The sequence below is a fragment of the Paenibacillus sp. genome (assembly GCF_035645235.1).
In the GTDB taxonomy this organism is placed as follows: domain Bacteria; phylum Bacillota; class Bacilli; order Paenibacillales; family YIM-B00363; genus Paenibacillus_AE.
The window spans coordinates 1-21,068 of sequence record NZ_DASQMZ010000170.1; the positions used below are offsets into that span (position 1 = coordinate 1).

Sequence of the window (21,068 nt, forward strand, 5' to 3'; positions counted from 1 at the left end):
CCGCTGGTCGATCGAGCCGCTTCGTTCGCGGCTGCGCTGCAGCGAGACGAACAGGAACCGAATCGAAAGCAAGAACAGTGCCGCGCATACCGCGGTCGCGCCGTATTTGGCCGCTCCCGGCTCGTACACGGCATCCACGAACGACGAAACGAAGGCGAGCGACACCCATTCCATCGCTGCGATCCATCCGATCCCCGAGAGGATTAAGACGGCGATGCTGTAAAGAAACAATAACAACTTGTCCGCAATTCTGCCCATCGTGGCCGCTCCTTTCTCCAATAAAGCCAAAGTCATTATGCAACGAGCGCGAACGCCGAAACCCCCGACGTCTCCGTCGGGGGATTCCGTGTGGCCGAACGCATGTCGCCGCGCGGCCTCGCGCGGGCCGGCAGCGAAACGACTAGCTTCTCCGGCGCGGGCTCGCGTCTCGCGATCGCGGGCAGGCGCCCGCTTCCGACTACTTCACGCGGTGCGACGCGACGGTTTCTTCTTCCTCGAACCGCTCTTGGCCCTTAAACATCACGTCATGAATATGTACGTTCACTTCGACAACGTTCAAGCCGGTCATGGACTGGATCGCATGCTTGACGTTGGCTTGGATGGCGGAGGCGACTTCCGGAATGCGACGTCCGTATTCGATCACGATCGAGACGTCCACCGCAGCTTCCCGTTGGCCGACTTCCACTTTAACGCCTTTAGACAGGTTTTTCCGACCGAGGAGCTCGGCCACGCCGCTGGCGAAGCCGCCGCTCATGCCCGTGACGCCCTCCACCTCGATCGTTGCGAGGCCTGCGATAATTTCAATGACTTCCGGAGCGATCTGTATGTTCCCCATCTCGGTCTTCGTGAATTCCGGGGCAATCGTGTTCATTATCGTTCATCCTCCCCTTGTCTTATATTTAAATACTATACCACCCGTCCAAAATTATGACAAACCTAAGAGATTCGGGAAAAAAGGCCTTCCCCGCCGCCTTGCGGCGGCGGGAAGCAGGCCTTTATACCTCGTGTTCCTCAAGGAACTTGATGTCGAAATCTCCTTGCTTGAATTTCGGATGATCCATCAGCTTCAGATGGAACGGAATCGTCGTATGCACCCCGTCGACGGCGAATTCCCCGAGCGCTCGCTTCATGCGGGCGATCGCCTCCTCACGATTCGAGCCCCATACGATCAGCTTGGCGATCATAGAGTCGTAATGCGGCGGAATCGTGTATCCCGGGTACGCGGCGCTGTCTACGCGAACGCCTACGCCGCCCGGCGGCAGATAGAAGCTTATGTTGCCCGCGGACGGCATAAAGTTCTTCGCGGGATCCTCCGCGTTGATGCGGCACTCGATCGAGTGACCTTCGATGCGGACGTCTTCCTGCCGAATGCTTAACGGCTTGCCTTCGGCGACATGGATCATCTCTTTAATAATGTCCACCCCGGTCACCATTTCCGTGACCGGATGCTCGACCTGGATGCGCGTGTTCATTTCCATGAAATAAAACTGATTATCCGGCCCGAGCAAAAATTCGAGCGTCCCCGCGCCGGAGTAATTGACGGCGTGCGCCGCGCGAACGGCCGCCTCGCCCATGCGCTCCCGCACGTCCGGCGACAGCACCGCGCAAGGCGCTTCCTCGACGAGCTTCTGCCGACGCCGCTGCACGGAGCAATCCCGTTCGCCCAGGTGCACGACGTTCCCGTGATTGTCGGCGACGATTTGAATCTCCACGTGCTTCATGCCAGTCAGAAGCTTCTCCAAGTAGACGCCGTCGTTGCCGAACGACTTCTGGGCTTCCTGCTGCGCGGCCGTAATGCCTTGGATCAATTCCTCTTCCGTCGCCGCGATCCGGATGCCCTTGCCGCCGCCGCCCGCTGTCGCCTTGATGATGACCGGGTATCCGATGTCGCGCGCGATGGAAACCGCGTCGGCGACCGACTCGACGAGCCCGATCGAGCCCGGGATGACCGGAACCCCCGCTTCGCGCATCGTCTGCTTCGCGACGGATTTATCCCCCATCCGGGAAATCGCGTCCGGCGAAGGACCGATAAAGACGATATTGCAGCGCTCGCAAATTTCGGCGAAGTCCGCGTTCTCCGCAAGGAAGCCGTAGCCGGGATGGATCGCGTCCACTCCGGTCAGCGTCGCGACGCTCATGATGTTCGTCAGGTTCAAATAGCTGTCTTTCGACGAGACCGGACCGATGCAATACGCCTCGTCCGCAAGCCGAACGTGCAGCGCTTCGCGATCCGCTTCGGAATACACCGCCACCGTCGAGATGCCCAGCTCCCTGCAGGCGCGAATGATGCGCACGGCGATCTCGCCGCGATTCGCCACCAGCACTTTCTGAAACTTCATCCGATTTTCCTCCCGTTGTCGCTTACCGTTTCACCAAGAAAAGCGGTTGACCGTACTCGACCAACTGGCCGTTCTCCACCAACACCTCTACGATTTGCCCGCTCACTTCCGCTTCGATGTCGTTCATCAGCTTCATCGCTTCGACGATGCAGACGACCGTCTTCTCCTTCACGACGTCGCCGACCTTCACGAACGGCGGAGCGTCCGGAGACGGAGCGGCATAGAACGTCCCGACCATCGGGGAGACGATCCGGTGCAGATCGGCGTCCGCCGCCGCGGCGGCCGGTGCCGGCGTCGGCGAGGACGGCGCGGCGGGCTGCGGCGCGGCCGGCGCCGGCGCGGCGGCCGCGGAGATCGCGGCGACAGGCTGCGGCGGAACCGCGGCGTGAACGACCTGGGCGTCCTGCTTCTTAATGCTCAACTTGCCATGCTCGTTCTCGATCTCGAGCTGTTGTATGGAAGTGCCGTCTACCAATTTAATAAGTTCCTTGATTTCGCTTAATTTTAACATCGTCTTGCTTCATCTCCTCAAGCGAATAGATCTGTGTCTGCGCGCGGCGGCTCGTCCAAGCCGAAAAGCGACGTTGTAATTATACCCTTAAAAGAAGTAAATGGAAAGAGCCCAGTTTCCCCGGGCTCTCTCGCTATCCCCCGCCGCGCGGACTGCGATGCCGTTCTAGTTGTACAGCTTAACGGTGATTTGGTGAATCGCGATAGACAAATCGTTCATCGCTTCGGTCACGATGGATACCGCTTCGCTCTTTTCGAGCTGGGCCGCCGATACATGCACCGTGTAATGCTGCTTCGCCTCGTCGTACATCACCGCTACGTTCTCGTAGTCGCCGAGCAGCTTCTCCTCGAACGCGATCAGCTTCGCCTCGAGATCCATCAGCGCGCTATGCTTGTTGATCGCTTCCGTGATTTCTTGCTCGGTCGCCTCCTCGTTCGAGATCGCCGCCGTGAGCGCCTCGATCTGGCGCGAGAAATCGGAGTCGCGCTGAATTTGCATCGCCGTAATCGCGTCGGACCCGGTGCGGTTCGCCATTTGCTCGAGCACCTGCTCGTTCGTGACGGCTTGCTCCGAGGACGCTTCCGCCGCCGCTTCGCCGGTCGCCGTCGCCTCGCCGGTCGCCGTCGCCTCGCCCGTCGCCGTCGCCTCGCCCGTCGCCGTCGTCTCGCCCGTCGCATCGCTCGCCGCTTCGCCCGTCGCCGCCGCTTCGCCCGACGCCGCGCCTTCTTCCAGCGGGGCGATCTCTTCGACCGACACGGATTGCTGCGCCGCTGTCGGATCCATCATCCCGACGCCTTCGACGATAATTTCGTTCGCCGCGGTCTGCTCCGTCGGCACGGGGATTTGATCCGCTTCGTCGGTGAACAAGTAATACGCGGAAAGCACGACCATCAACCCCAGCATCGATACGAGCCATACCGTTTGTCTTCTTGTGTTCATTTTTGTTTCCTCCCTTGTGCTTGTTTGAATTTTAGAATATGTGGACGCCGTTGACGGCGCGGTTACCAATCGGTTTCGGATCGTCGATCATCGCTTGCTGGGCGCCACCGAAATTTTATGAGGCGGCACGCCGAGACCGCGTTCGACGGCTTCGATGATCATCTTCTTTACGGTTTGATTCTCCGCGCCTTCGGCGACGATGAACACGCCGCGTACGTTCGGCTTGATCGTCTTGCGCACGACCGGCGCGTTGTCCCCGGACTCGGAGACGATGACGATTTCCCCCGAGCGCGTCGTCTGCGTGATGTGTCGATTGGCGCCGTTCGGATCCCGCTCGTTCGTCTCCTGCGTCGATTCGTTCATGTTCCGCTCGGCGACGATCTCCTCGGTCGAGTCGATCGTAACGAGCACGCTGACTTCGCCGACGCCGACGATTTTCTGCAAAATCTCTTTCAGTTCGTCTTCGTAGCTCGCTTCGAACGCGGAAAACTTCGAATCTTTCGCCGCGCCGCTCTGGAAGGCGGGAACGTCGCCGCCGGACGGAGCGCTCGCCGCCGACTCGGGGATGCCGTCGTATTGCGGCTGCACGTTTTCCACCGTCATGTACGAGTTTAATATCATGAAGACGCCCCCGACGCCGCCCGCGATCAGCAGCCATCGGAACGTATTCATGCGCCCCCCGCCGCCCGGACCGCCGCCGAACCGCTCCTCCATCGCCTTCCACCAGTTCGCCATTCGCATCACCTCCTTCACGCAGCCTCGAGCGTACGCCGCGGGCCGACCGCCGTCTCGCCGGCAGGCCGGCTTTCCCGCTTATTCCACCTTCACCTTCGCGGCCGGGATGCCCCAAGCCTTCGCCACCGACGAAGCGATTCGCTCCCGCTCGGCGTCAGGAACCGGTCGGAAGTCCGGCTCGAACGCAGGCGCCGCGCCGCCGCCGATCCGCACCGGTTCGACGACGACCGGTTCGACGACGATCGGCTCGAATTCGATCCCGCCTTCGGGATGCACCCGCGTCCCGGCCTCGCTCGACGCCTCCGGGGCCGCCGCCTCGACCGCTTCGCGGCTCGCGGCGAGCGCGGCGCCGACGCGGATGCGGATGCCGCGGATGACCGGCAGACCGTCCGCGTCCAAGTCGAGCGACGCGTCCGCCTCGGCGTCGATGCCATGCTCGGAACGGACATGCTCGACGACCATCTCCTCGAGCCGCGCCGCGAGCATCGCGAGCGAATGCTCGTTCCGCTCCCGCGCCACGCGCTCTCCTTCGCTCAGCACCTCGCCGAGCGCCGGGATCGACTTGCCCTGCGCGGGGCCTCCCCCGGCTTGCGGCGCCGCCGTGCCGGCGACGCTCCAGCCGTCGACCGTCGCGGCCAGCATGCGCAGGTTCGCGCTCGAACCGAACAGCTGCATGACCGGCGAGAGGATCGTCATCAGAATGAACAGCGAGACGACGAGCTTGACGTACCGTTGCATCGTGCGGTTGGGCAGCAGCAAATCGATGAAGGTCGCAAGCAGCACCACCAGAACGATTTGCTTTAGCCAACCGCCCAGCGCCTCCATCATCTCTCGCATCCCCCTCTCGCATTCGCTTTACCGCATCATCACCGTGGCGTTCCCCGCCGCGATCAAAATGGTGATCGCCAGGAAGAACATCAAGCTGACGGTCGCGAGCGCGGCGAAGACGAAAATCATGCTCTTCCCGATCGTCTGGAGGCACCCGATGACCGGGCTGTCCCCGAGCGGCTGCAGCAGCGCGGCGGCCAGGCTGTAGATGAAGCTCAGCGCCAAAATTTTGATCGCCGGGAACGCCGCGAGCAGCACGACGATGACGACGCCCGCGATGCCGACCGCGTTCTTCATGAGCAGCGAGGCGCTGAGCACCGTGTCGGTCGTCTCCGAAAACATGCGCCCCACGACCGGAACGAAGTTGCCCGCCACGTACTTCGCCGTCTTCAGCGTCACGCCGTCCGCGATGCTGCCGGTGGCGCCCTGCACCGAGATGACCCCGAGGAAGACGGTGAGCGCCACCGTCAAGGTGCCGATCGCCACGTTCCGCAGCAGCGTCGCGAGCTGCGTCACCTTGTACTTGTCGGTCAGCGACGAAACAATATGTAAAACGGCGGAGAAAAACAGCAGCGGGAAGATGAAAAAGAAAACCAAGTTCCCCACCGTATGGATCATAAATACAATGAGCGGATGCATGATCGAGACGGTCGCGACGTTGCCCATCGACGCCAGCATCGTCAGGACGAGCGGCATCATCGCCATCATGAAGTGGATCATGCCGGAAATCGCGTCCTTCGCGTATTGCACCGCGATGTAGAAGCTATTGATCGCGATGACGACGACGACCAGATACGTGATGGCGTACGCGATTTTGCTGACGGTCGTCTTCTCGAAGGCGGATTGCACGGTTTCCAGCACGATGCTGAATACGGTCAGGATGACGATCATGGCGAGCAGCTTGCCGTTCACGACGACTTCCCCTAGCAGAAAGTGCAGCAAACCGTTCGCGATATCGGAAAAGGATAAGCCGTCGCCGCCCGGCATGAGCGCCTCCTGGAACGCCGGATTCCCGTTCGGGAACCATCCCCCGTACTGGCGCATCAGCGTGTCCCAGTAATGCTCCACCTCGTCCGTACGGACGATTTCCGATTGGGCGTCCACCCATTCCTGCACCGCGCCGGCGCCCTCCGCGCCCGGGGCTGCGGCTCTGGACACGTCTCACCCCTCCTCCAGCGACGTTTCCGCTTCCTATGCGGGCATTAGCTGCATCACCGTCTCCACGATGACCGAGATGATCGGAATCGCGAGTACCATGATCAGCACCTTCCCGGCAAGCTCGATCTTCGAAGCGATCGCCTCTTGGCCGGCGTCCCGAACGACCTGCGCGCCGAATTCCGCGATATACGCAATGCCGATAATTTTCAAGATCGTTTGGAAAAACACCATATTTACGTTCGAGCGATCGGCCAGCCGTTCGAGCATCTCGATAATTTCGGAAATTTTTCCGATCAAGGACAAAAAGATGACGATGCCGGCGAACGCCGCAAGCAGGAAGGCCACCGTAGCCTTCTGTTCCTTGACGATTAAGATCAGTACGGTGGCGACTAGGCCGAAGCCGACGATTTGGATAATATCCACGGCGTCACCGCCTTCATTGAAACAGGAAAATCGTCTTGATTTCTTGAAACAGCTGATCCAGCTTGCGGATGACCATGAACAGCACCACGACGAAGCCGATTAACGTCACCCAGTGCGCGTAGTCTTCTTTGCCCATTTGCTTCAACACCGTATGAATCATGGCGACGATGATGCCGACGGCGGCGATTTGAAATATGGCATTGACATCCTCGTTCATCCTCGCACCATCCTTAATACATTAAAATAACGATCAACGCGGCCGTAAGCGCGCCTAAGCTTCTCCACATCTTTCCGTACCGCGCCTGCTCCTCCCGCGCCGTCTCTTCCTCGGCCGCGAGCTGCGCGACGGCGAGCCGGAGATGCTTCGCTTGATCGTTCCGATCGGTCGCGCCGAGCGTCGCCGAAAGCGCGAGCAGCGTCGCCTTCTCCGGCGCGCCGAGCGCCGTCCGCGGCCACACCGCTTCGATCGCCTCCGCCCAGCATTCGCCCGCCGTCTTCTCCGATCGGCTGTCGCGCAAGCGGCTGGAAGCCTCTTCGAACAAGAAGGCGATCGGGCGCTGGGTGGCGGTCGACACCCTCGCCATCGCCGCCGGCAGCGGCGACAAGCCGTAGACGACCTCGGACTCGAGCGTGCCGAGCGCCGCGGCGAGCGAGCGGAGCTCCTTCGGCCGTCGTGCGTATCGGGACGCTTGCGCGAACCCGTACGCCGTGCCCGCGGCCAAAATCATCGTTGCGCCGATCCACTTCAGCATGACGTCGCCCCCTTTCGCTCGGAATGTCCCGCTCCGATACCGACGCCCGGAGCGGTCGGCCACGACAGCCTGCGCCCTTCGCCGTCGCGCACCTCCAGCACGACGCCGGACGGCCCGCTCGGGGCGAGGATGACGATTCGTCCGAACGCCCTCGCCTCGAACAGCGGGGCGAGCGACGGCCGCCTCCGGACGTCGGAAGCGTCCTTCCCGTGCGCCGTGGCGATGACCGCGATGCCGGCGTGGACCGCTTCCATCGCCGCCTCCGCGTCCTCGGGCCGGCCGAGCTCGTCGACGACGAGCACCTCCGGCGACAAGGCGCGGATCATCAGCATCATGCCCTCCGCCTTCGGACACGCATCCAGCACGTCCGTTCGCGGCCCGACGTCGAACGTCGGCCGGCCGTCGACGGATGCCGCGATCTCCGAACGCTCGTCGACGATTCCGACCTTGCGGGCCCGATCGTACCGGACGCCGCCTGCCCAGCCGCCTGCGGATAACGTCCGCGCCGCGTCCCGCAGCAGCGTCGTCTTGCCTCGCTGCGGCGGGGAGACGATCAACGTATGATGCGGCATCGACGTCTCCGCGTTCCAGAGCAAGGGAACGAGAGAACGAGCGCAGCCTTTCACTTCGCGGGCGATCCGTACGTTGAAGCCGCCGATATGCTGCAGCGTCCGAATGCGTCCGTCCTCGAGCGCCGCCCGGCCCGCAAGGCCGATCCGATGTCCGCCGGCGACGGTAATATAGCCTCTGCGGAGCTGTTCTTCCATCGTATACACCGAATGGTTCGTCACGCGGTCGAGCAGCTTCAGGCAATCGTCGCGCGTCGGGCGGAACGCCGCTTCGGCGTCGCGCGTCGGCCGGCCCGTCGGGTCGACGAACGTAAAGTCGTGCGCGGCGACCACCTCGAGCGGCCGTCCGTCCCGAATGCGGATTTCCTCCGCGCGGGACGTCCATTCGCTCGGCAGCCTCGCAAGCGCGGCGCGCACGGCGCCGGGCAGCCAGTCCAGCACGGCGTTCCACATCGAATCGCCCCCTTCCGAAAAATCCAGCGGTTGCGGCGTCCGGCTTGGCCTAACTTACAACCATATGTATGCTTGGCCTATCGTTTTATGACAACCGCTACTTTTTCAAAATGCCGATTAATAGACAAGCTACGCCCACGGCGACCCAGGCGAGCTTTCCGAACGACAGTTTATCCGAGATGCCCACGAGGCCCAGCGCCGTAATCGTAATAAAGATGATCGGCCCGACCAGCGCAAGCGACGAATTGATGACGAGCGCCTTCTCGACGCTGGCGAACCGGTAAATCAAATACGCCGCCGTAAGCTCGATCGACCCCGACAACACCCTAAGCAACGCCATACTGACCACGAGTTTCTCGACCATTCCGCTTCCTCCCCGCATATAAAAGCCAAACTTGTACATCTATATGCGGGCTCGTCTCGGTTTAGCATCTTGGGCACACCCCCAACCGCCTATGCATATATTGCTTGCAGCACTAAGAATTCTATTAAATAAACCAACGAGGAGTTCATCGTATGGAGCACAACAACGCTAATGTGGAGTGGCACCCGTCGCTTGCCGACCCGACCGGCCGTCGGCTCGCGAAGCCGCGGACGGGCGGACGCACCATGGTGATCGACAAGGGGCTCGGACTTCGCGCCTTCGAGGATATGGTTCGCGCCGCGGCGCCGCATATCGACATCGTCAAGCTAGGGTTCGGCACCTCGGCGCTGTATCCGCCGGAGCTGCTCCGACGGAAGACCGAAGCGGCGACCGAAGCCGGCATTCTCGTCATGCCGGGCGGCACGTTCCTAGAGGTGGCGGTGACGAAGGGCCTCGTGGATACGTTCTTAACGACGGCGAAGCAGGTCGGCTTTACCGCGGTCGAGGTGTCGGACGGCACGATCGAGATGAGCCGCGACCAGCGCAGCGCGTTAATCGTGAAGGCGATCGAGGCGGGGTTCACCGTCGTGACGGAGTACGGCAAGAAGCTGTTCGGCTCGTCGATCGAGACGGAAGAGCTCGCCCGCACGGTCGAGATCGACACGGCGCTGGGCGCGGCGTTCGTGACGATCGAAGCGAGGGAATCCGGCAAGGGCGTAGGCATCTTCGACGAGAACGGCGATTGCAAGGCGGACGACGTGGAAGCCGTCATGAATTGCGTGCCGGACCGGGAATCGCTCATGTGGGAGGCGCCGCTCAAGTCGCAGCAGGCGGATTTGCTGCAGGTGCTCGGGCCGAACGTAAACATCGGCAATGTAGCGCCCGAGGACGTGTTGTCGCTCGAGGCGCTGCGCAGAGGACTGCGCTCCGATACGTTCCATCTGGGGGCGCAGGCGAGGGTGTAACGACGTATTATTTAGGAAGAAAAAGCGGCAAGGGGTGAAAGACGGTTGCGCATCGATTGCATACCGACGATCGGCGAGACGTTCGGCCGCGAATTGGCCGGAAAGACGGCGATCGTCATCGACGTCTTACGGGCGACGAGCGCCATGGGAACCGCGCTCGCGAACGGCGCCGCCGCCGTGTTGCCGGCGGAGACGGTCGCCGCCGCCAAGCAGCTTGCCGCGGCGGGCGACGTGCTGGCGGGCGAGCGGCAATGCAAGCGGATCCCCGGCTTTGATCTCGGCAACTCGCCGCACGAATTTACGCCGCAAGCCGTCGGAGGCCGTCGCGTCGTCATGACGACGACGAACGGGACGCGCGGCATTCAGAAGGCGAGCAGGGCCGCGGCGGTGCTCGCGGGCTCGTTCCTGAACGCGACCGCTTGCGCGGAAGCCGCCCTCCGGATGCAGCGGGACGTCGTGCTGATTTGTTCGGGGACGAAAGACGCGTTCGCGCTGGAAGACGGGTTATGCGCGGGATTGATCGCCAGACGCATGCAAGAGGCGGCCGGACGCGACGTCGCGATCGACGACTTGTCCGCCGCCTTGATAGGGGCGTACACAAATTGCGAGGATAAGCTCGAAACCGCGCTGCTCGGCTGCGAGAGCGGCGTACGGCTCGTCGCGCTCGGCTGCCGGGAGGATGTGCGCTACTGCGCGACCCGCGACGCCTTCCGCCTCGTGCCGATGCTGCAAGGCGGCGAGCTGCGGGCGTTCGAGCCGAGACAAGGGTTGTTCTAATTCATTCCGCCGTTCATACAATGAAAGAGAATCCAATAGGACAGGAGTCTCGCAATGAACGGTGAATTGCTATTGGTCATTCTCATCATCATCGGCATGGTGGGACGCTCCCACATCATTACGACGGCCGCCTGCGTCCTGTTGATCATCAAGCTCGTATCGCTGGAGCGTTACTTGCCTACGATCGAACGACGGGGCCTCGAGTTCGGCCTGCTCTTCCTTACGATGGGCGTGCTCGTTCCTTTCGCCAGCGAACGCATCCAGCAAAAGGATATCGTCTCCGTGTTTACGAGCTGGCCCGGCATCCTCGCCTTGCTCGGGGGGGCCATCGCCACGTATATGAACGGCAAAGGACTCGATTTGCTGAAGGTCGATCCGGAGCTGATCGTCGGCCTCGTCATCGGCTCCATCTTCGGCATTTTATTTCTCCGGGGCATCCCGGTCGGGCCGCTCATGGCGGCGGGCATTACGGCCTTCCTGCTGAAGGCGTTCACGTTCTTGTTCGATAAATTTAAGTGGTAGCGGCCGCCGCCGCGAAAGCGGACGCGATGTCGATCATCTCGTCTTCGCGGAGCGACGGGTCGTAAAAATAAACATAACGATAGGGGGGACCTGCCGGGTCCCTCCATTTGATGACCACGGAATTATCGCGGCCGACGAGCACGTCCGCGTCGATCGCGCCGAGGGCCGCCGACTTAAGCTTCTTATGGTTCGGCAAGTCGTAATTGCCGCCGACGGTATATTGCATAAACCGCGCGCCGCTCGTCCGCTCGTATTTCAGAGCGATCTGCGGAGCGGTCAATCCGTCGTCCGCGTATTCGACGCTCGCGAGCGTCGCGCCTGCCGGCGGCTCGGGCACGCCGGCCACCCATGGCTTGACGGAGGCCGCGACGATCTCGGACGCCTGCAGCGCGGCTACGTCCGCGAACGTCGCCCGCACCTCGCGCTCCCGCTGGACGAGCCACTGCACGTAAGGATAGATTTGCTGGATGACTACGAACGCGAGGTAAACGGCCAAGACGACCGCCGTCGCGCCGATGACGATTTTTTTCATCTCACGGCTCCGAATCAAGGGGCTGCCCGACCCCGCCCGCGACGGATACGTCGCAGGGAACGGATCTGGCAGCCCCGATGTAGTAGGATCGAATTACCGGCGCTCCGACGGACCGCCGACGAACGCTTGCTCGCTCGTGTCGAGGCCGTACGCCGTATGGCAGGCGCGCACGACATCTTGGAATTTGTCGGCGTCGATGACGCAACTTACCTTAATTTCGGACGTGCTGACCATCTTGATGCTGACGCCTTGGCTCGAGATCGCCTCGAACATCTTCGCCGCGACGCCCGGATTGCTCACCATGCCCGCGCCGACGATCGACACCTTCACGAGGTTCGTCTCGCTCGTTACGTCGTCGAAGCCGACGTCCGTCTGCACGCTTCGAAGAATCGACACGGCGTTCTCCACGTCGCCGGTCGCCGTCGAGAACGAGAAATCCGTCTTCCCGTTCGTAACGCCGCTCTGTACGATAATGTCGACGTTGATGCCGCCCGACGCGAGGGCGGTAAACACCTTCGCGAGCTGTCCCGGGACGTCCTTCACGCCCAAAATGCTGATTCTGGCTACGTTCTTATCATATGCAATGCCGCTGACGACGACGCCTTGTTCCATATTAGGTTCCTCCCTCACGATCGTTCCTTCGTTATACGTAAAGCTGGATCGAACGACCAGCTTGACCGAGTAATGCTTCGCGTATTCGACCGCCCGCGGATGGAGCACCGCCGCGCCGAGATTGGCGAGCTCGAGCATCTCGTCGTACGAGATGGCGTCGAGCTTGCGGGCGACCTTCACGATCCGGGGATCGGTCGAGTAGATGCCGTCGACGTCCGTGTAAATTTCGCACAAATCCGCTTGGAGGGCGGCGGCCAGCGCGACGGCCGTCGTATCCGACCCGCCGCGTCCGAGCGTCGTAATTTCCCCGTCCTCCGTCATGCCTTGGAAGCCGGCGACGACGACGATGTTCCCGGCGTCCAGCGCCTTATGGATGCGCTCCGGACGAATCTCGGTAATGCGCGCGCGCCCGTGCGCCGGCTCCGTCAGCATGCCCACCTGCCAGCCCGTATACGATACGGCTTGCTCGCCGTGCGTATGTATGGTCATCGACAGCAGCGCCGTAGATACCTGCTCGCCCGTCGTCAGGAGCATATCCATCTCTCGCGCGGACGGCTTATCGGTCAGCTGCTTCGACAAATCGATTAAATCGTCCGTCGTGTCGCCCATCGCCGAGACGACGACCACGACGCGGTTTCCTTCCCGTTTCTTCTCGACGATCCGCTTCGCGACCCGCTTCATGCGCTCCGCGTCGCCGACCGAGCTTCCCCCGAATTTCATGACGACCAATGCCAAGAAGTCTCACTCCCCTACCCTGACTAATAAACATATTGGTTCATTATAACACAAGGCGAACGGATTCATCATGGAGAAAATGCGACTTCGGTCGTTCCGCTCCGCCGCCGCCCTATGCAAAAGCCGCCGCTCCAGTTTGAGCGGCGGCTTGCGGAAGTCGGTGTTAAGCTCTCGATATGTACTTGCCTTCGCGCGTGTCGATGAGCAGCACGTCGCCTTCGTTAATAAAGAGGGGTACCTGAACGGTAAGGCCGGTTTCGAGCGTCGCGTTCTTCGTTGCGCCCTGCGCCGTGTTGCCTTTGATGCCCGGCTCGGTTTCCGTCACCTTCAGCTCGACGCTGTTCGGCAGCTGAATGCCGATGATCTCGCCTTGGTACGAGCTGATGTTGATCGTCATGTTTTCGATCAGGAACTTCTTCTCCCACTCGAGCTGCTTTTCCGTCAGCGTCACTTGATCGTACGTCTCGTTGTCCATGAACGTATACTCGCTGCCGGAGTTGTATAAGTATTGCATCGCGCGGTTGTCGATCACGGCGCGGGAGACGTTCTCGCCTGCGCGGAACGTCTTCTCGACGACGTTGCCGTTGCGCAGCCCCTTCAGCTTGGAGCGTACGAACGCGGCTCCCTTGCCCGGCTTTACGTGCTGGAAATCGATGACGGTATAGATGTCGCCGTCCACTTCGATGGTAAGGCCCGTCTTAAAATCGTTGACTGAAATCACTGTTTCGTCCTCCTAGAGTGTAATAAAGTCTTTCTTCGATTTCGTTAAGACGTCGCAGCCGTTCTCGGTGACGACGACGATATCTTCGATGCGCACGCCGCCGAAGCCCGGGAGATAGATGCCCGGCTCGACGGTAACGACCATGCCCGGCTCGAGCGTCGACGACTCCGTCTTGCTCAGCCGCGGGCTCTCGTGAATGTCCATGCCGACCGCGTGTCCCGTCCCGTGACCGAAACGCTCCCCGTAGCCGCGGGAAGCGATGACGTTCCTCGCGAGCGCGTCGCCCTCGCTGCCGGTCATCCCGGCGCGAAGTCCCGCAAGCGTCGCGAGCTGCGCTTCGAGCACGATATCGTAAATTTCCCGGTGCTTCGGCGTCGGCTTGCCGATCACCACGGTTCGGGTCAGGTCCGAGCAATACCCGTCGTACAAGGCGCCGAAATCCATCTTCACGAATTCGTCCGCGCCGATGATCCGGTCGCTCGCTACCCCGTGCGGCAAGGCGGAACGCTCCCCGGAGGCGACGATGATATCGAACGAGCTGCCCTTCGCGCCGAGACGCCGCATAAACATCTCCAGCTCGAGCGCGACGTCGCGTTCGCGCAGCCCCGGCTTCAGCACGGTCAAAATATGCTCGAACGCCTTGTCCGCGATCGCCACCGCCTCGCGCAGCACGGCGAGCTCGCTCTCGTCCTTGATCCGGCGAAGGCGCTCGACGAGCCCGTCGGTCGGCACGAGCCGGATGCCGGAGCCGATGTCCTTGCCGTAGGCCAAGTAGGCGCCGTAGCTGAGGTGCTGCTGCTCGAAGCCGAGGCTTGCCGCCCCGGCCGCTCGGAGCGTATCGCCGATCGTCGCAAGCGCGGACGCGCCGTGCTCGACGATGTCGAAGCCCGCCGCCTGCTCGCCCGCTTGCGTCACATACCGGAAATCCGTAAACAGCCAAGCGTTGCGTTCCGTAACGACCGCGTACCCCGAACTGCCCGTAAACCCGGAAATATAACGCCGGTTCGTAGGGCTCGCGATCAACAGCGCGTCCACGCCTTCCGCTTTCATGGCTTGCCGCAGCTTCGTCAGCCGCTGCTCCCTATATCCCATCTTTCGTCACCCTTCGTTCGCGAGATGTGCGGCGAGCGCCTGCAACGCCAGTTCGTATCCGATCGGGCCAAGGCCGGCGACGACGCCGAGCATGACCGGCGCGGTAACGGAGACGTGCCGGAACGGCTCCCGTTTATAAACGTTCGATAAATGCACCTCGATCGCAGGCAGCGCGACGGCCGCGATCGCGTCTCGAATCGCATAGCTGTAGTGCGTGAACGCGCCCGGGTTCATGACGATCCCGTCCGCCGTGCCGCGGGCTCGGTGAATTTCGTCGATGATCGCGCCTTCATGGTTCGACTGAAAGCAGCGAACCGACAAGCCTAGAGCTTCTCCGGCGGCTATGACGTTGCGCTCGATCTGCTCCAGCGTCATGGCGCCGTAGACGCCCGTCTCCCGCCAGCCGAGCGTATTCATGTTCGGCCCGTTCACCACCAACACGGTCTTCATATCGCCGCACCACCCTCTATTTTTGCACCAAGAGCCATTTTACCATAGATTTCCCCCTTTTGAGAACAACCCGAAGGAAAGTTGGCTCGACGCGCTCGATTCCCGCGTTTCGATTAGTGCAAGCCCGGTATGGGCAGCTCGTCGTCGCGACGGCGCTCGTCGGTGAATTCGAAGTTCACCGTATAGCCGATGAACACCCCCCACAGAAGAAAGATCGACCCGTCGAGCCAGATCGAATCCCAGTCCAGCTTGCCGAGGGGCAGCAGCATGCCCAGCATCGGTCCGGCGACCAAGTAGACGAGGACGAACCAAAGCAGGCCGAACGCGACGCCGGGCCAAGGGCCTCTCAGCTTGTAAGCCGTGAACGTGTAAATCAGCGCCGCGACGATGGACATGCCGATGAACGAAGCATACCCGACGAGGTAGCCCGCCGTACCCGCGAGGTAGTCGTGCAAGAAGAAGGGCTCGACCAGAAAGCCGGGAACGACGTCGGTAAAGCCGAAATAATAAAACAGCCAGCGTACGGCGCCCCAGATCAATCCTGCGAAAAACCCGAGCTGCAGCGCGAAGGGCAGCTTCTTCGTGCGGCGCACCGTCTGCACGCCGGGTCGTTCGGGATTCGCGTCTTTGGGATGGGCCATGATGCGTGTCTCCTTTTCCAAATCGAGATGTTGCTGTGTAGTATGCGTCAAAGCGGCCGCCCGTAATCGAAGGGCGACCCGCGATGCAGGGGTTTCCGGTGGCAAACCGGGGTGGAATCCGGTACAATGAGAGGAAACGTTCGATTTTAAGGAGGTACGCCATTGTCGCAAGCCAAGACGCCGGTCGCCTACGGGGGACAAGCGGTCATCGAAGGCGTTATGTTCGCCGGAAAGACCGTGAACGTCACCGCCGTACGGAAGAAAGACCGCTCCATAGCATATTTCGAATCGCCTAGAGTGGAGAAGCCCTGGGTGACGAAGCTGAAGAAAGTTCCGTTCCTGCGGGGCATCGTCGCCTTGATCGACTCGAGCGCGAAGGGCTCGCAGCATTTGAACTTCTCCGCGGAGTCATACGCCGAACAGGAGGGCGAGGCCGAGGAAGCCGCCAAATCCCCGGAGAAGAAGTCGGTGACCGACAACTTGACGATGATCCTCGGCGTCGCCGTCGTCGGCGTGCTGTCGTTCCTCTTCGGCAAGCTGATCTTTACGCTCGTCCCCGCCGCGCTGGAGAGCATGCTCTTCGAAGGCCGGTTCGACAATATGTTTTTGCACAACCTGATCGAAGGCGGCATCAAGCTCGTTCTGCTCGTCGGCTACATCCTCTTGATCGCCCAGACGCCGCTCATCAAGCGGTTGTTCCAGTATCACGGCGCGGAGCATAAAGTCATCACCGCGTTCGAGAACGGCGATCCGTTGACGGTGGAGAACGTCCAAAAGTATAACACGCTGCATTATCGCTGCGGCAGCAGCTTTATCGTACTGACCGTGTTAGTCGGCATATTACTTTATTCTCTCCCGGTCTTTACGTGGGATTCGATCTGGGAGCGCCTCGGCATTCGGATCATGCTGCTGCCGGTCGTCATCGGCATCTCTTACGAAGTGCTTCGCTTCACGAACAGCGTAAGGGACATTCCGCTGCTGCGTTACCTCGGCTACCCGGGGCTGTGGCTGCAGCTGCTCACGACCAAAGAGCCGACCGACGATCAAGTCGAGGTCGCGATCGCCTCGTTCGAGCGCATGCTCGAAGCGGATCGCGGCAACGCCTCGCGTCCGGGGAACGCCAACGAAGCCGTAGGAGCGTGACGCCCGTGAGAAACCGCCCGAAGCAAAAGTTGCTCTTTTATATTATCGTAGGACTGATGGCGATCGGCATTCTGAACGCGGCGGCGCAAAACCCGGGCGCCGCGATCATCCCGATCGCCGTACTCGGCGGCGTGTTCCTGCTGTACAAATTTCCGCCGAGCCGGTGGAAGGCGATGTTTCGCGGCGCGCCGATGCGCAGCGACGGCAAGGCCGGCAAGCGGACGTCGAGACGGGCGCAATTCCGCGTCATCCCCGGCAGCAAACGGGACGACGACGACGCGCCGAAATATCATTAACCCTTCATGGCCGGAGACCCCGAGAGGTCTTCGGTTTTCTTTTTCTTCAAATTCTTCCAATCCGGCCGCACCTTCCCGATCCATTGATCCAGCTCCTGCGTGTAACCCGAATACGTCCATCCGGAGAAGAAGTCGTCGCTCGCGCGAACGCCGGAGCGAAACAGCTCCTTCAGCTTCTCCTCGCCGATCGCGAAGTCGGTCGTATGCACCATGTCGGAGACGATCTTTACGGTCCGGAACCGGCTGTGGCGTTCGATATACCGGAGGTCGTGCGCGGCGGACATCGTGGCGAACAACGCCTGCAGCATCGAGATCGGCCCGCGAATCGGACGAGGCTCGGGCTCCTTCGAGCCGACGAGCTGAAAGCCGATCGTCGGAATTTTCAGCGGCCACTCCTCGATGTCCCGATCGAAAATCCACAGCGGGTAATTGCTTAAGATGGCCCCGTCCACGACGTACGTCGGTTTCCCGAAGACGCGGCCTTTCCCGCCTCGCGGATCGGACGCACGGATGCGAAATTTCACCGGATCGAAGAAGAACGGGAGACTGCTGCTCATCCGCACCGCCTTGGCGACGGGCAGCTTCATCGGATCGACGCCGTAAGCGGCGATATCGTCCGGCAGAACGAGCATCTTGCCCTCGGTAATGTCGGAGGCGACGACGCGCAGCGCGTTGCGCGGCAAGTCGGCGAACGAGCGAATCCCTTTCCGCGCGAGCACCTCGGTAATCCAAGTTTCGAGCGGATCCGCGGAATACAGCCCCTTGCGAAGAAACAGCCGAATCGCCGGCCCGACGACGTACATATAATGATACCAGTCCTTGCGAATGAACTTCCCGAAGGGCGTTTCCGTAAGCAAATCCCGCATTTCCTCGCCGGTATACCCCGCCGCGATCAACGCGGCGACGATTGCGCCCACCGAGGTGCCCGCCGTTTGATGGAACGTGATGCCCCGTCGCTCCGCCGCGTACACCGCGCCAACCAGTCCGATGCCCTTCACCCCGCCGCCTTGGAACACTCCATTGATTTTCACGGGCCGGTCACCTCCGCGAATCCGTATCATAGAGTATGTATGCGGACGCGGCGCGTCCCAAGAACGGAGACGGCATGGAAAAAGCGCCCGCTTCGCGGACGCTTTACGATTCGGACTCCAGTTGTTCGCGGACGGCTCGAAGCTGCTCCAGCCGTTCCGGCTCCCTGCGGAAAAATTCGACCAACGCTTCGATGCAAGCGATCGAATCGGTGCTGAGGTGATGCTCGATGCCCTCGACATCCTTATAGATGTTCTCTTCCTTCACGCCGATCGTCTCGAGAAACTGTTCGAGTAGATGATGGCGCTCCACGAGCCGCTTGCCGATCCGCTTGCCTTTGGTCGTCAAAATGAGGCCGCGGTACTTCTCGTATACCAAATATTCGTCCTTATCCAGCTTCTGAATCATCTTGGTCGCGGACGAAGGGTGTACTTCCAAGCCTTCGGCAATGTCGGCCACCCGCGCATACCCTTTCTCGTCGATCAGGCGGTAGATGCGCTCTAAATAATCTTCCATGCTCGGCGTCGGCAAAACCTTGCTTCCCCTCTCCGAATGGTATCGCGTATCCTTGTACTATACCTTGGGAAACGGCCGAGCGCAACAAATTGACTCCTTTTCCCGCGATTCGGCAGCCTCTTCGGAACGCACCCTAAGGGGTAAAAAGGAGGCGATTTTCCGTGGCGACGGAAACCCTGGTCCGCCCGGCGACGGAGCTAAAAGCATTCATTCCGGAGCTCGTCTATTTCGAGCCGGACGCGCTGGAGTACCCCATGGGCAAGCGCATTCGGCGTTGGGCCGAAGAGCAAGGACTCCCGATTCACATGACGACGTCCCATAATCGGATTACGAACCTGCCCGGCGAGAGCGATCTCGAGAAATACCGCATCGCCAAACGCACCCTCGTCGTAGGCATCCGCAAGACGCTCGACTTCGACCAATCGAAGCCGTCGGCAGAATACGCGATCCCCATCGCGACGGGCTGCATGGCGCACTGCCACTATTGCTATCTTCAAACGACGCTCGGCGCGAAGCCGTACGTTCGCGTCTACGTCAATCTCGACGATATTTTGGACCGCGCTCGAACGTATATCGCCGAACGCGAGCCCGCCGTCACCCGGTTCGAAGCGGCCTGTACGTCCGACCCCGTCGGGCTGGAGCATATTACCGGCTCGCTCGCCCGCTTGATCGAATTTATGGCGGAGCAAGAGCACGGTCGGCTGCGGTTCGTGACGAAATTCAATAACGTCGATTCGCTGCTCGGACTGAACCATAACGGCCATACGCGCATCCGGTTCAGCGTGAACGCGGATTACGTCATCCGGCATTTCGAGCCGGGCACGTCCAGCTTCGGCGCGCGCATCGCGGCCGCCGGCAAGGTGGCGCGGGCCGGATACCCGCTCGGATTTATCATCGCGCCGATCATCTGGCACGAAGGCTGGGAAGAAGGCTATACGGAGCTGCTCCGGAAGCTGCGGGCGGAGGTGCCGCCGGAAGCGGAGCCGACGCTCACCTTCGAGCTGATCCAACACCGATTTACGAAGACGGCCAAGCGGGTCATCGAGGCGCGGTATCCGAAGACGAAGCTCGAGATGGACGAGGCGAAGCGCAAGTACAAATGGGGCAAATACGGCCAGGGCAAATACGTGTATCCGGACGAGCAGGCGAACGCGCTGCGCGAGCATATCACGGAACAAATTTTCGCGAATTTCCCATCCGCGTCGATCGACTACTTCACGTAATCCGGCAACGAAAAACGCCGGGGCGGCTAAAATTTCAGCCACTCCGGCGTGATCGCGTTGAACCAGACGGTGATGCGCAGCATCTGCCCCGTATAGAGCAGGATGCCGAAGACGATCAACAACGAGCCCCCGACCTTCATGATCGCGTTCGAATATCGCAGAATCCACTTCGTGGACCCGAGGAAAAACGCCATTGCGAAGAACGGCACCGCGAAGCCGAGCGTATACGCCGTCGTAAGTCGGAACCAGATGCCCGGCTCGGTCGTCGACAGGCCGATGATCGCGGAGAAGATCGGGCCGATGCAGGGCGACCAGCCGGCCGCGAAGCCGATGCCGATCAAGAACGACCCGGCGTACGTCGCCGGCTTGCCCCCGACCTTAAGCTTCATATCGCGCATGAGAAACTGCGGCTGGAAGATGCCGAGCAGGAACAAGCCGACGAGAATGAGCAGCACCGCAGACAGCTTCGCGATCAAATCCTGATAGCTGCGGAACAGCTCCGCCACCAGTCCGGCGCCGGCGCCGAACGCGTAGTAGACGACAGAGAAGCCCAGGATGAAGAAGAACGTATGGCTCAGCGTCCGAAACCGCACTTCCTTCGTGCGCTCGGTTCGAATTTGCGAGACCGAGATGCCGGAAATGTAAGATAAATATGACGGGTAAAGCGGCAAGCAGCAGGGCGAAATGAAGGATGCAAGCCCTGCGGCGAACGCGATCCAGATCGTAACGTCCACGTTCGGCGT

Annotated in this window: 27 protein-coding genes and 1 pseudogene; 6 read left to right on the plus strand and 22 right to left on the minus strand. The window is 61.2% G+C overall.

The genetic code is table 11. The features are described 5' to 3' along the window. From VEZ38_RS16300 to VEZ38_RS16360, 13 genes and pseudogenes are all read right to left on the minus strand, one after another. Positions 1-258: pseudogene (locus VEZ38_RS16300) on the minus strand (alkaline shock response membrane anchor protein AmaP); the annotation flags it as partial. 199 nt (positions 259-457) lie between these two features. Then, positions 458-871 carry an Asp23/Gls24 family envelope stress response protein gene (locus VEZ38_RS16305; RefSeq protein ID WP_324895279.1) on the minus strand — a complete coding sequence of 138 codons (414 nt, stop codon included), beginning with the start codon at positions 869-871 and terminating at the stop codon, positions 458-460. Positions 872-995: 124 nt separating this feature from the next. Then, entirely contained in the window at positions 996-2,339 is a 1,344-nt protein-coding gene (gene accC, locus VEZ38_RS16310; RefSeq protein ID WP_324895281.1) for an acetyl-CoA carboxylase biotin carboxylase subunit, read from the minus strand. A 22-nt stretch (positions 2,340-2,361) separates the two neighbouring features. After that, positions 2,362-2,850 (minus strand): acetyl-CoA carboxylase biotin carboxyl carrier protein, encoded by a 489-nt coding sequence (gene accB, locus VEZ38_RS16315; RefSeq protein ID WP_324895283.1) that lies wholly within the window; start codon positions 2,848-2,850, stop codon positions 2,362-2,364. A gap of 165 nt (positions 2,851-3,015) precedes the next feature. Continuing rightward, positions 3,016-3,789 (minus strand): SpoIIIAH-like family protein, encoded by a 774-nt coding sequence (locus VEZ38_RS16320; protein ID WP_324895285.1) that lies wholly within the window; start codon positions 3,787-3,789, stop codon positions 3,016-3,018. An 87-nt stretch (positions 3,790-3,876) separates the two neighbouring features. Next, on the minus strand, positions 3,877-4,524 hold the full coding sequence (gene spoIIIAG / locus VEZ38_RS16325; RefSeq protein ID WP_324895287.1) for a stage III sporulation protein AG: 648 nt from the start codon (positions 4,522-4,524) through the stop codon (positions 3,877-3,879). Between the two features lie 78 nt (positions 4,525-4,602). Further along, the gene (spoIIIAF, locus tag VEZ38_RS16330; RefSeq protein ID WP_324895289.1) at positions 4,603-5,352 is read right to left on the minus strand and encodes a stage III sporulation protein AF; all 750 of its coding nucleotides are present in this window, start codon (positions 5,350-5,352) and stop codon (positions 4,603-4,605) included. Positions 5,353-5,379: 27 nt separating this feature from the next. Next, positions 5,380-6,510, minus strand: a complete 1,131-nt coding sequence (gene spoIIIAE, locus VEZ38_RS16335; protein ID WP_324895291.1) for a stage III sporulation protein AE — start codon at positions 6,508-6,510, stop codon at positions 5,380-5,382. A 33-nt stretch (positions 6,511-6,543) separates the two neighbouring features. Next, positions 6,544-6,933, minus strand: a complete 390-nt coding sequence (gene spoIIIAD / locus VEZ38_RS16340) for a stage III sporulation protein AD (protein WP_324895293.1) — start codon at positions 6,931-6,933, stop codon at positions 6,544-6,546. A 13-nt stretch (positions 6,934-6,946) separates the two neighbouring features. After that, positions 6,947-7,150, minus strand: a complete 204-nt coding sequence (gene spoIIIAC, locus VEZ38_RS16345) for a stage III sporulation protein AC (RefSeq protein WP_138193231.1) — start codon at positions 7,148-7,150, stop codon at positions 6,947-6,949. Between the two features lie 13 nt (positions 7,151-7,163). After that, complete coding sequence (gene spoIIIAB, locus VEZ38_RS16350) at positions 7,164-7,685, minus strand: stage III sporulation protein SpoIIIAB (RefSeq protein ID WP_324895297.1); 522 nt, start codon at positions 7,683-7,685, stop codon at positions 7,164-7,166. Beyond that, a complete protein-coding gene (gene spoIIIAA, locus VEZ38_RS16355) occupies positions 7,679-8,707 on the minus strand; it encodes a stage III sporulation protein AA (RefSeq protein ID WP_324895299.1) in 1,029 nt (342 codons plus the stop codon). Before spoIIIAA ends, spoIIIAB begins: the two co-directional genes overlap by 7 nt. Before the next feature lie 97 nt (positions 8,708-8,804). Further along, complete coding sequence (locus tag VEZ38_RS16360) at positions 8,805-9,071, minus strand: YqhV family protein (RefSeq protein ID WP_324895302.1); 267 nt, start codon at positions 9,069-9,071, stop codon at positions 8,805-8,807. Between the two features lie 152 nt (positions 9,072-9,223). Here VEZ38_RS16360 and VEZ38_RS16365 point away from each other — a divergent pair, with 152 nt between their 5' ends. The 3 genes from VEZ38_RS16365 to VEZ38_RS16375 are packed head-to-tail and all read left to right on the plus strand — an operon-like array spanning position 9,224 to position 11,335. Further along, positions 9,224-10,036: a phosphosulfolactate synthase gene (locus VEZ38_RS16365; protein WP_324895303.1), complete on the plus strand. Its 813-nt coding sequence runs from the start codon at positions 9,224-9,226 to the stop codon at positions 10,034-10,036. A 45-nt stretch (positions 10,037-10,081) separates the two neighbouring features. Beyond that, a complete protein-coding gene (locus tag VEZ38_RS16370) occupies positions 10,082-10,813 on the plus strand; it encodes a 2-phosphosulfolactate phosphatase (protein WP_324895306.1) in 732 nt (243 codons plus the stop codon). A gap of 54 nt (positions 10,814-10,867) precedes the next feature. Continuing rightward, on the plus strand, positions 10,868-11,335 hold the full coding sequence (locus VEZ38_RS16375; protein WP_324895308.1) for a DUF441 domain-containing protein: 468 nt from the start codon (positions 10,868-10,870) through the stop codon (positions 11,333-11,335). Here VEZ38_RS16375 and VEZ38_RS16380 read toward each other — a convergent pair. The 6 genes from VEZ38_RS16380 to VEZ38_RS16405 form a co-directional block, all read right to left on the minus strand. Further along, positions 11,325-11,867 (minus strand): hypothetical protein, encoded by a 543-nt coding sequence (locus VEZ38_RS16380; RefSeq protein ID WP_324895310.1) that lies wholly within the window; start codon positions 11,865-11,867, stop codon positions 11,325-11,327. The two genes, VEZ38_RS16375 and VEZ38_RS16380, sit on opposite strands and share 11 nt — an antisense overlap. A gap of 93 nt (positions 11,868-11,960) precedes the next feature. After that, entirely contained in the window at positions 11,961-13,214 is a 1,254-nt protein-coding gene (locus tag VEZ38_RS16385) for an aspartate kinase (protein ID WP_324895312.1), read from the minus strand. A gap of 163 nt (positions 13,215-13,377) precedes the next feature. After that, positions 13,378-13,935: an elongation factor P gene (efp, locus tag VEZ38_RS16390; protein ID WP_324895314.1), complete on the minus strand. Its 558-nt coding sequence runs from the start codon at positions 13,933-13,935 to the stop codon at positions 13,378-13,380. 12 nt (positions 13,936-13,947) lie between these two features. Then, entirely contained in the window at positions 13,948-15,027 is a 1,080-nt protein-coding gene (locus VEZ38_RS16395) for a Xaa-Pro peptidase family protein (protein WP_324895316.1), read from the minus strand. 6 nt (positions 15,028-15,033) lie between these two features. After that, positions 15,034-15,477 carry a type II 3-dehydroquinate dehydratase gene (aroQ, locus tag VEZ38_RS16400; protein WP_324895319.1) on the minus strand — a complete coding sequence of 148 codons (444 nt, stop codon included), beginning with the start codon at positions 15,475-15,477 and terminating at the stop codon, positions 15,034-15,036. Positions 15,478-15,590: 113 nt separating this feature from the next. Then, complete coding sequence (locus tag VEZ38_RS16405) at positions 15,591-16,118, minus strand: YqhR family membrane protein (protein WP_324895321.1); 528 nt, start codon at positions 16,116-16,118, stop codon at positions 15,591-15,593. Between the two features lie 162 nt (positions 16,119-16,280). On the opposite strand from VEZ38_RS16405, the gene VEZ38_RS16410 reads away from it, so the two are divergent. Continuing rightward, the gene (locus tag VEZ38_RS16410) at positions 16,281-17,261 is read left to right on the plus strand and encodes a DUF1385 domain-containing protein (protein ID WP_324895323.1); all 981 of its coding nucleotides are present in this window, start codon (positions 16,281-16,283) and stop codon (positions 17,259-17,261) included. Positions 17,262-17,266: 5 nt separating this feature from the next. Continuing rightward, positions 17,267-17,557 (plus strand): hypothetical protein, encoded by a 291-nt coding sequence (locus tag VEZ38_RS16415; protein WP_324895325.1) that lies wholly within the window; start codon positions 17,267-17,269, stop codon positions 17,555-17,557. Here VEZ38_RS16415 and VEZ38_RS16420 read toward each other — a convergent pair. Both VEZ38_RS16420 and mntR read right to left on the minus strand, forming a co-directional pair. Beyond that, complete coding sequence (locus VEZ38_RS16420) at positions 17,554-18,588, minus strand: patatin-like phospholipase family protein (protein ID WP_324895327.1); 1,035 nt, start codon at positions 18,586-18,588, stop codon at positions 17,554-17,556. The two genes, VEZ38_RS16415 and VEZ38_RS16420, sit on opposite strands and share 4 nt — an antisense overlap. Positions 18,589-18,691: 103 nt before the next feature. After that, entirely contained in the window at positions 18,692-19,117 is a 426-nt protein-coding gene (gene mntR, locus VEZ38_RS16425) for a transcriptional regulator MntR (protein WP_324895329.1), read from the minus strand. 146 nt (positions 19,118-19,263) lie between these two features. Between mntR and splB the strand changes: the two genes are divergently transcribed. Next, entirely contained in the window at positions 19,264-20,325 is a 1,062-nt protein-coding gene (splB, locus tag VEZ38_RS16430) for a spore photoproduct lyase (protein ID WP_324895331.1), read from the plus strand. Between the two features lie 26 nt (positions 20,326-20,351). Here splB and VEZ38_RS16435 read toward each other — a convergent pair whose 3' ends face one another. Next, positions 20,352-21,059: a cytochrome c biogenesis CcdA family protein gene (locus tag VEZ38_RS16435; RefSeq protein ID WP_324895333.1), complete on the minus strand. Its 708-nt coding sequence runs from the start codon at positions 21,057-21,059 to the stop codon at positions 20,352-20,354. Between the last annotated feature and the right edge of the window lie 9 nt (positions 21,060-21,068).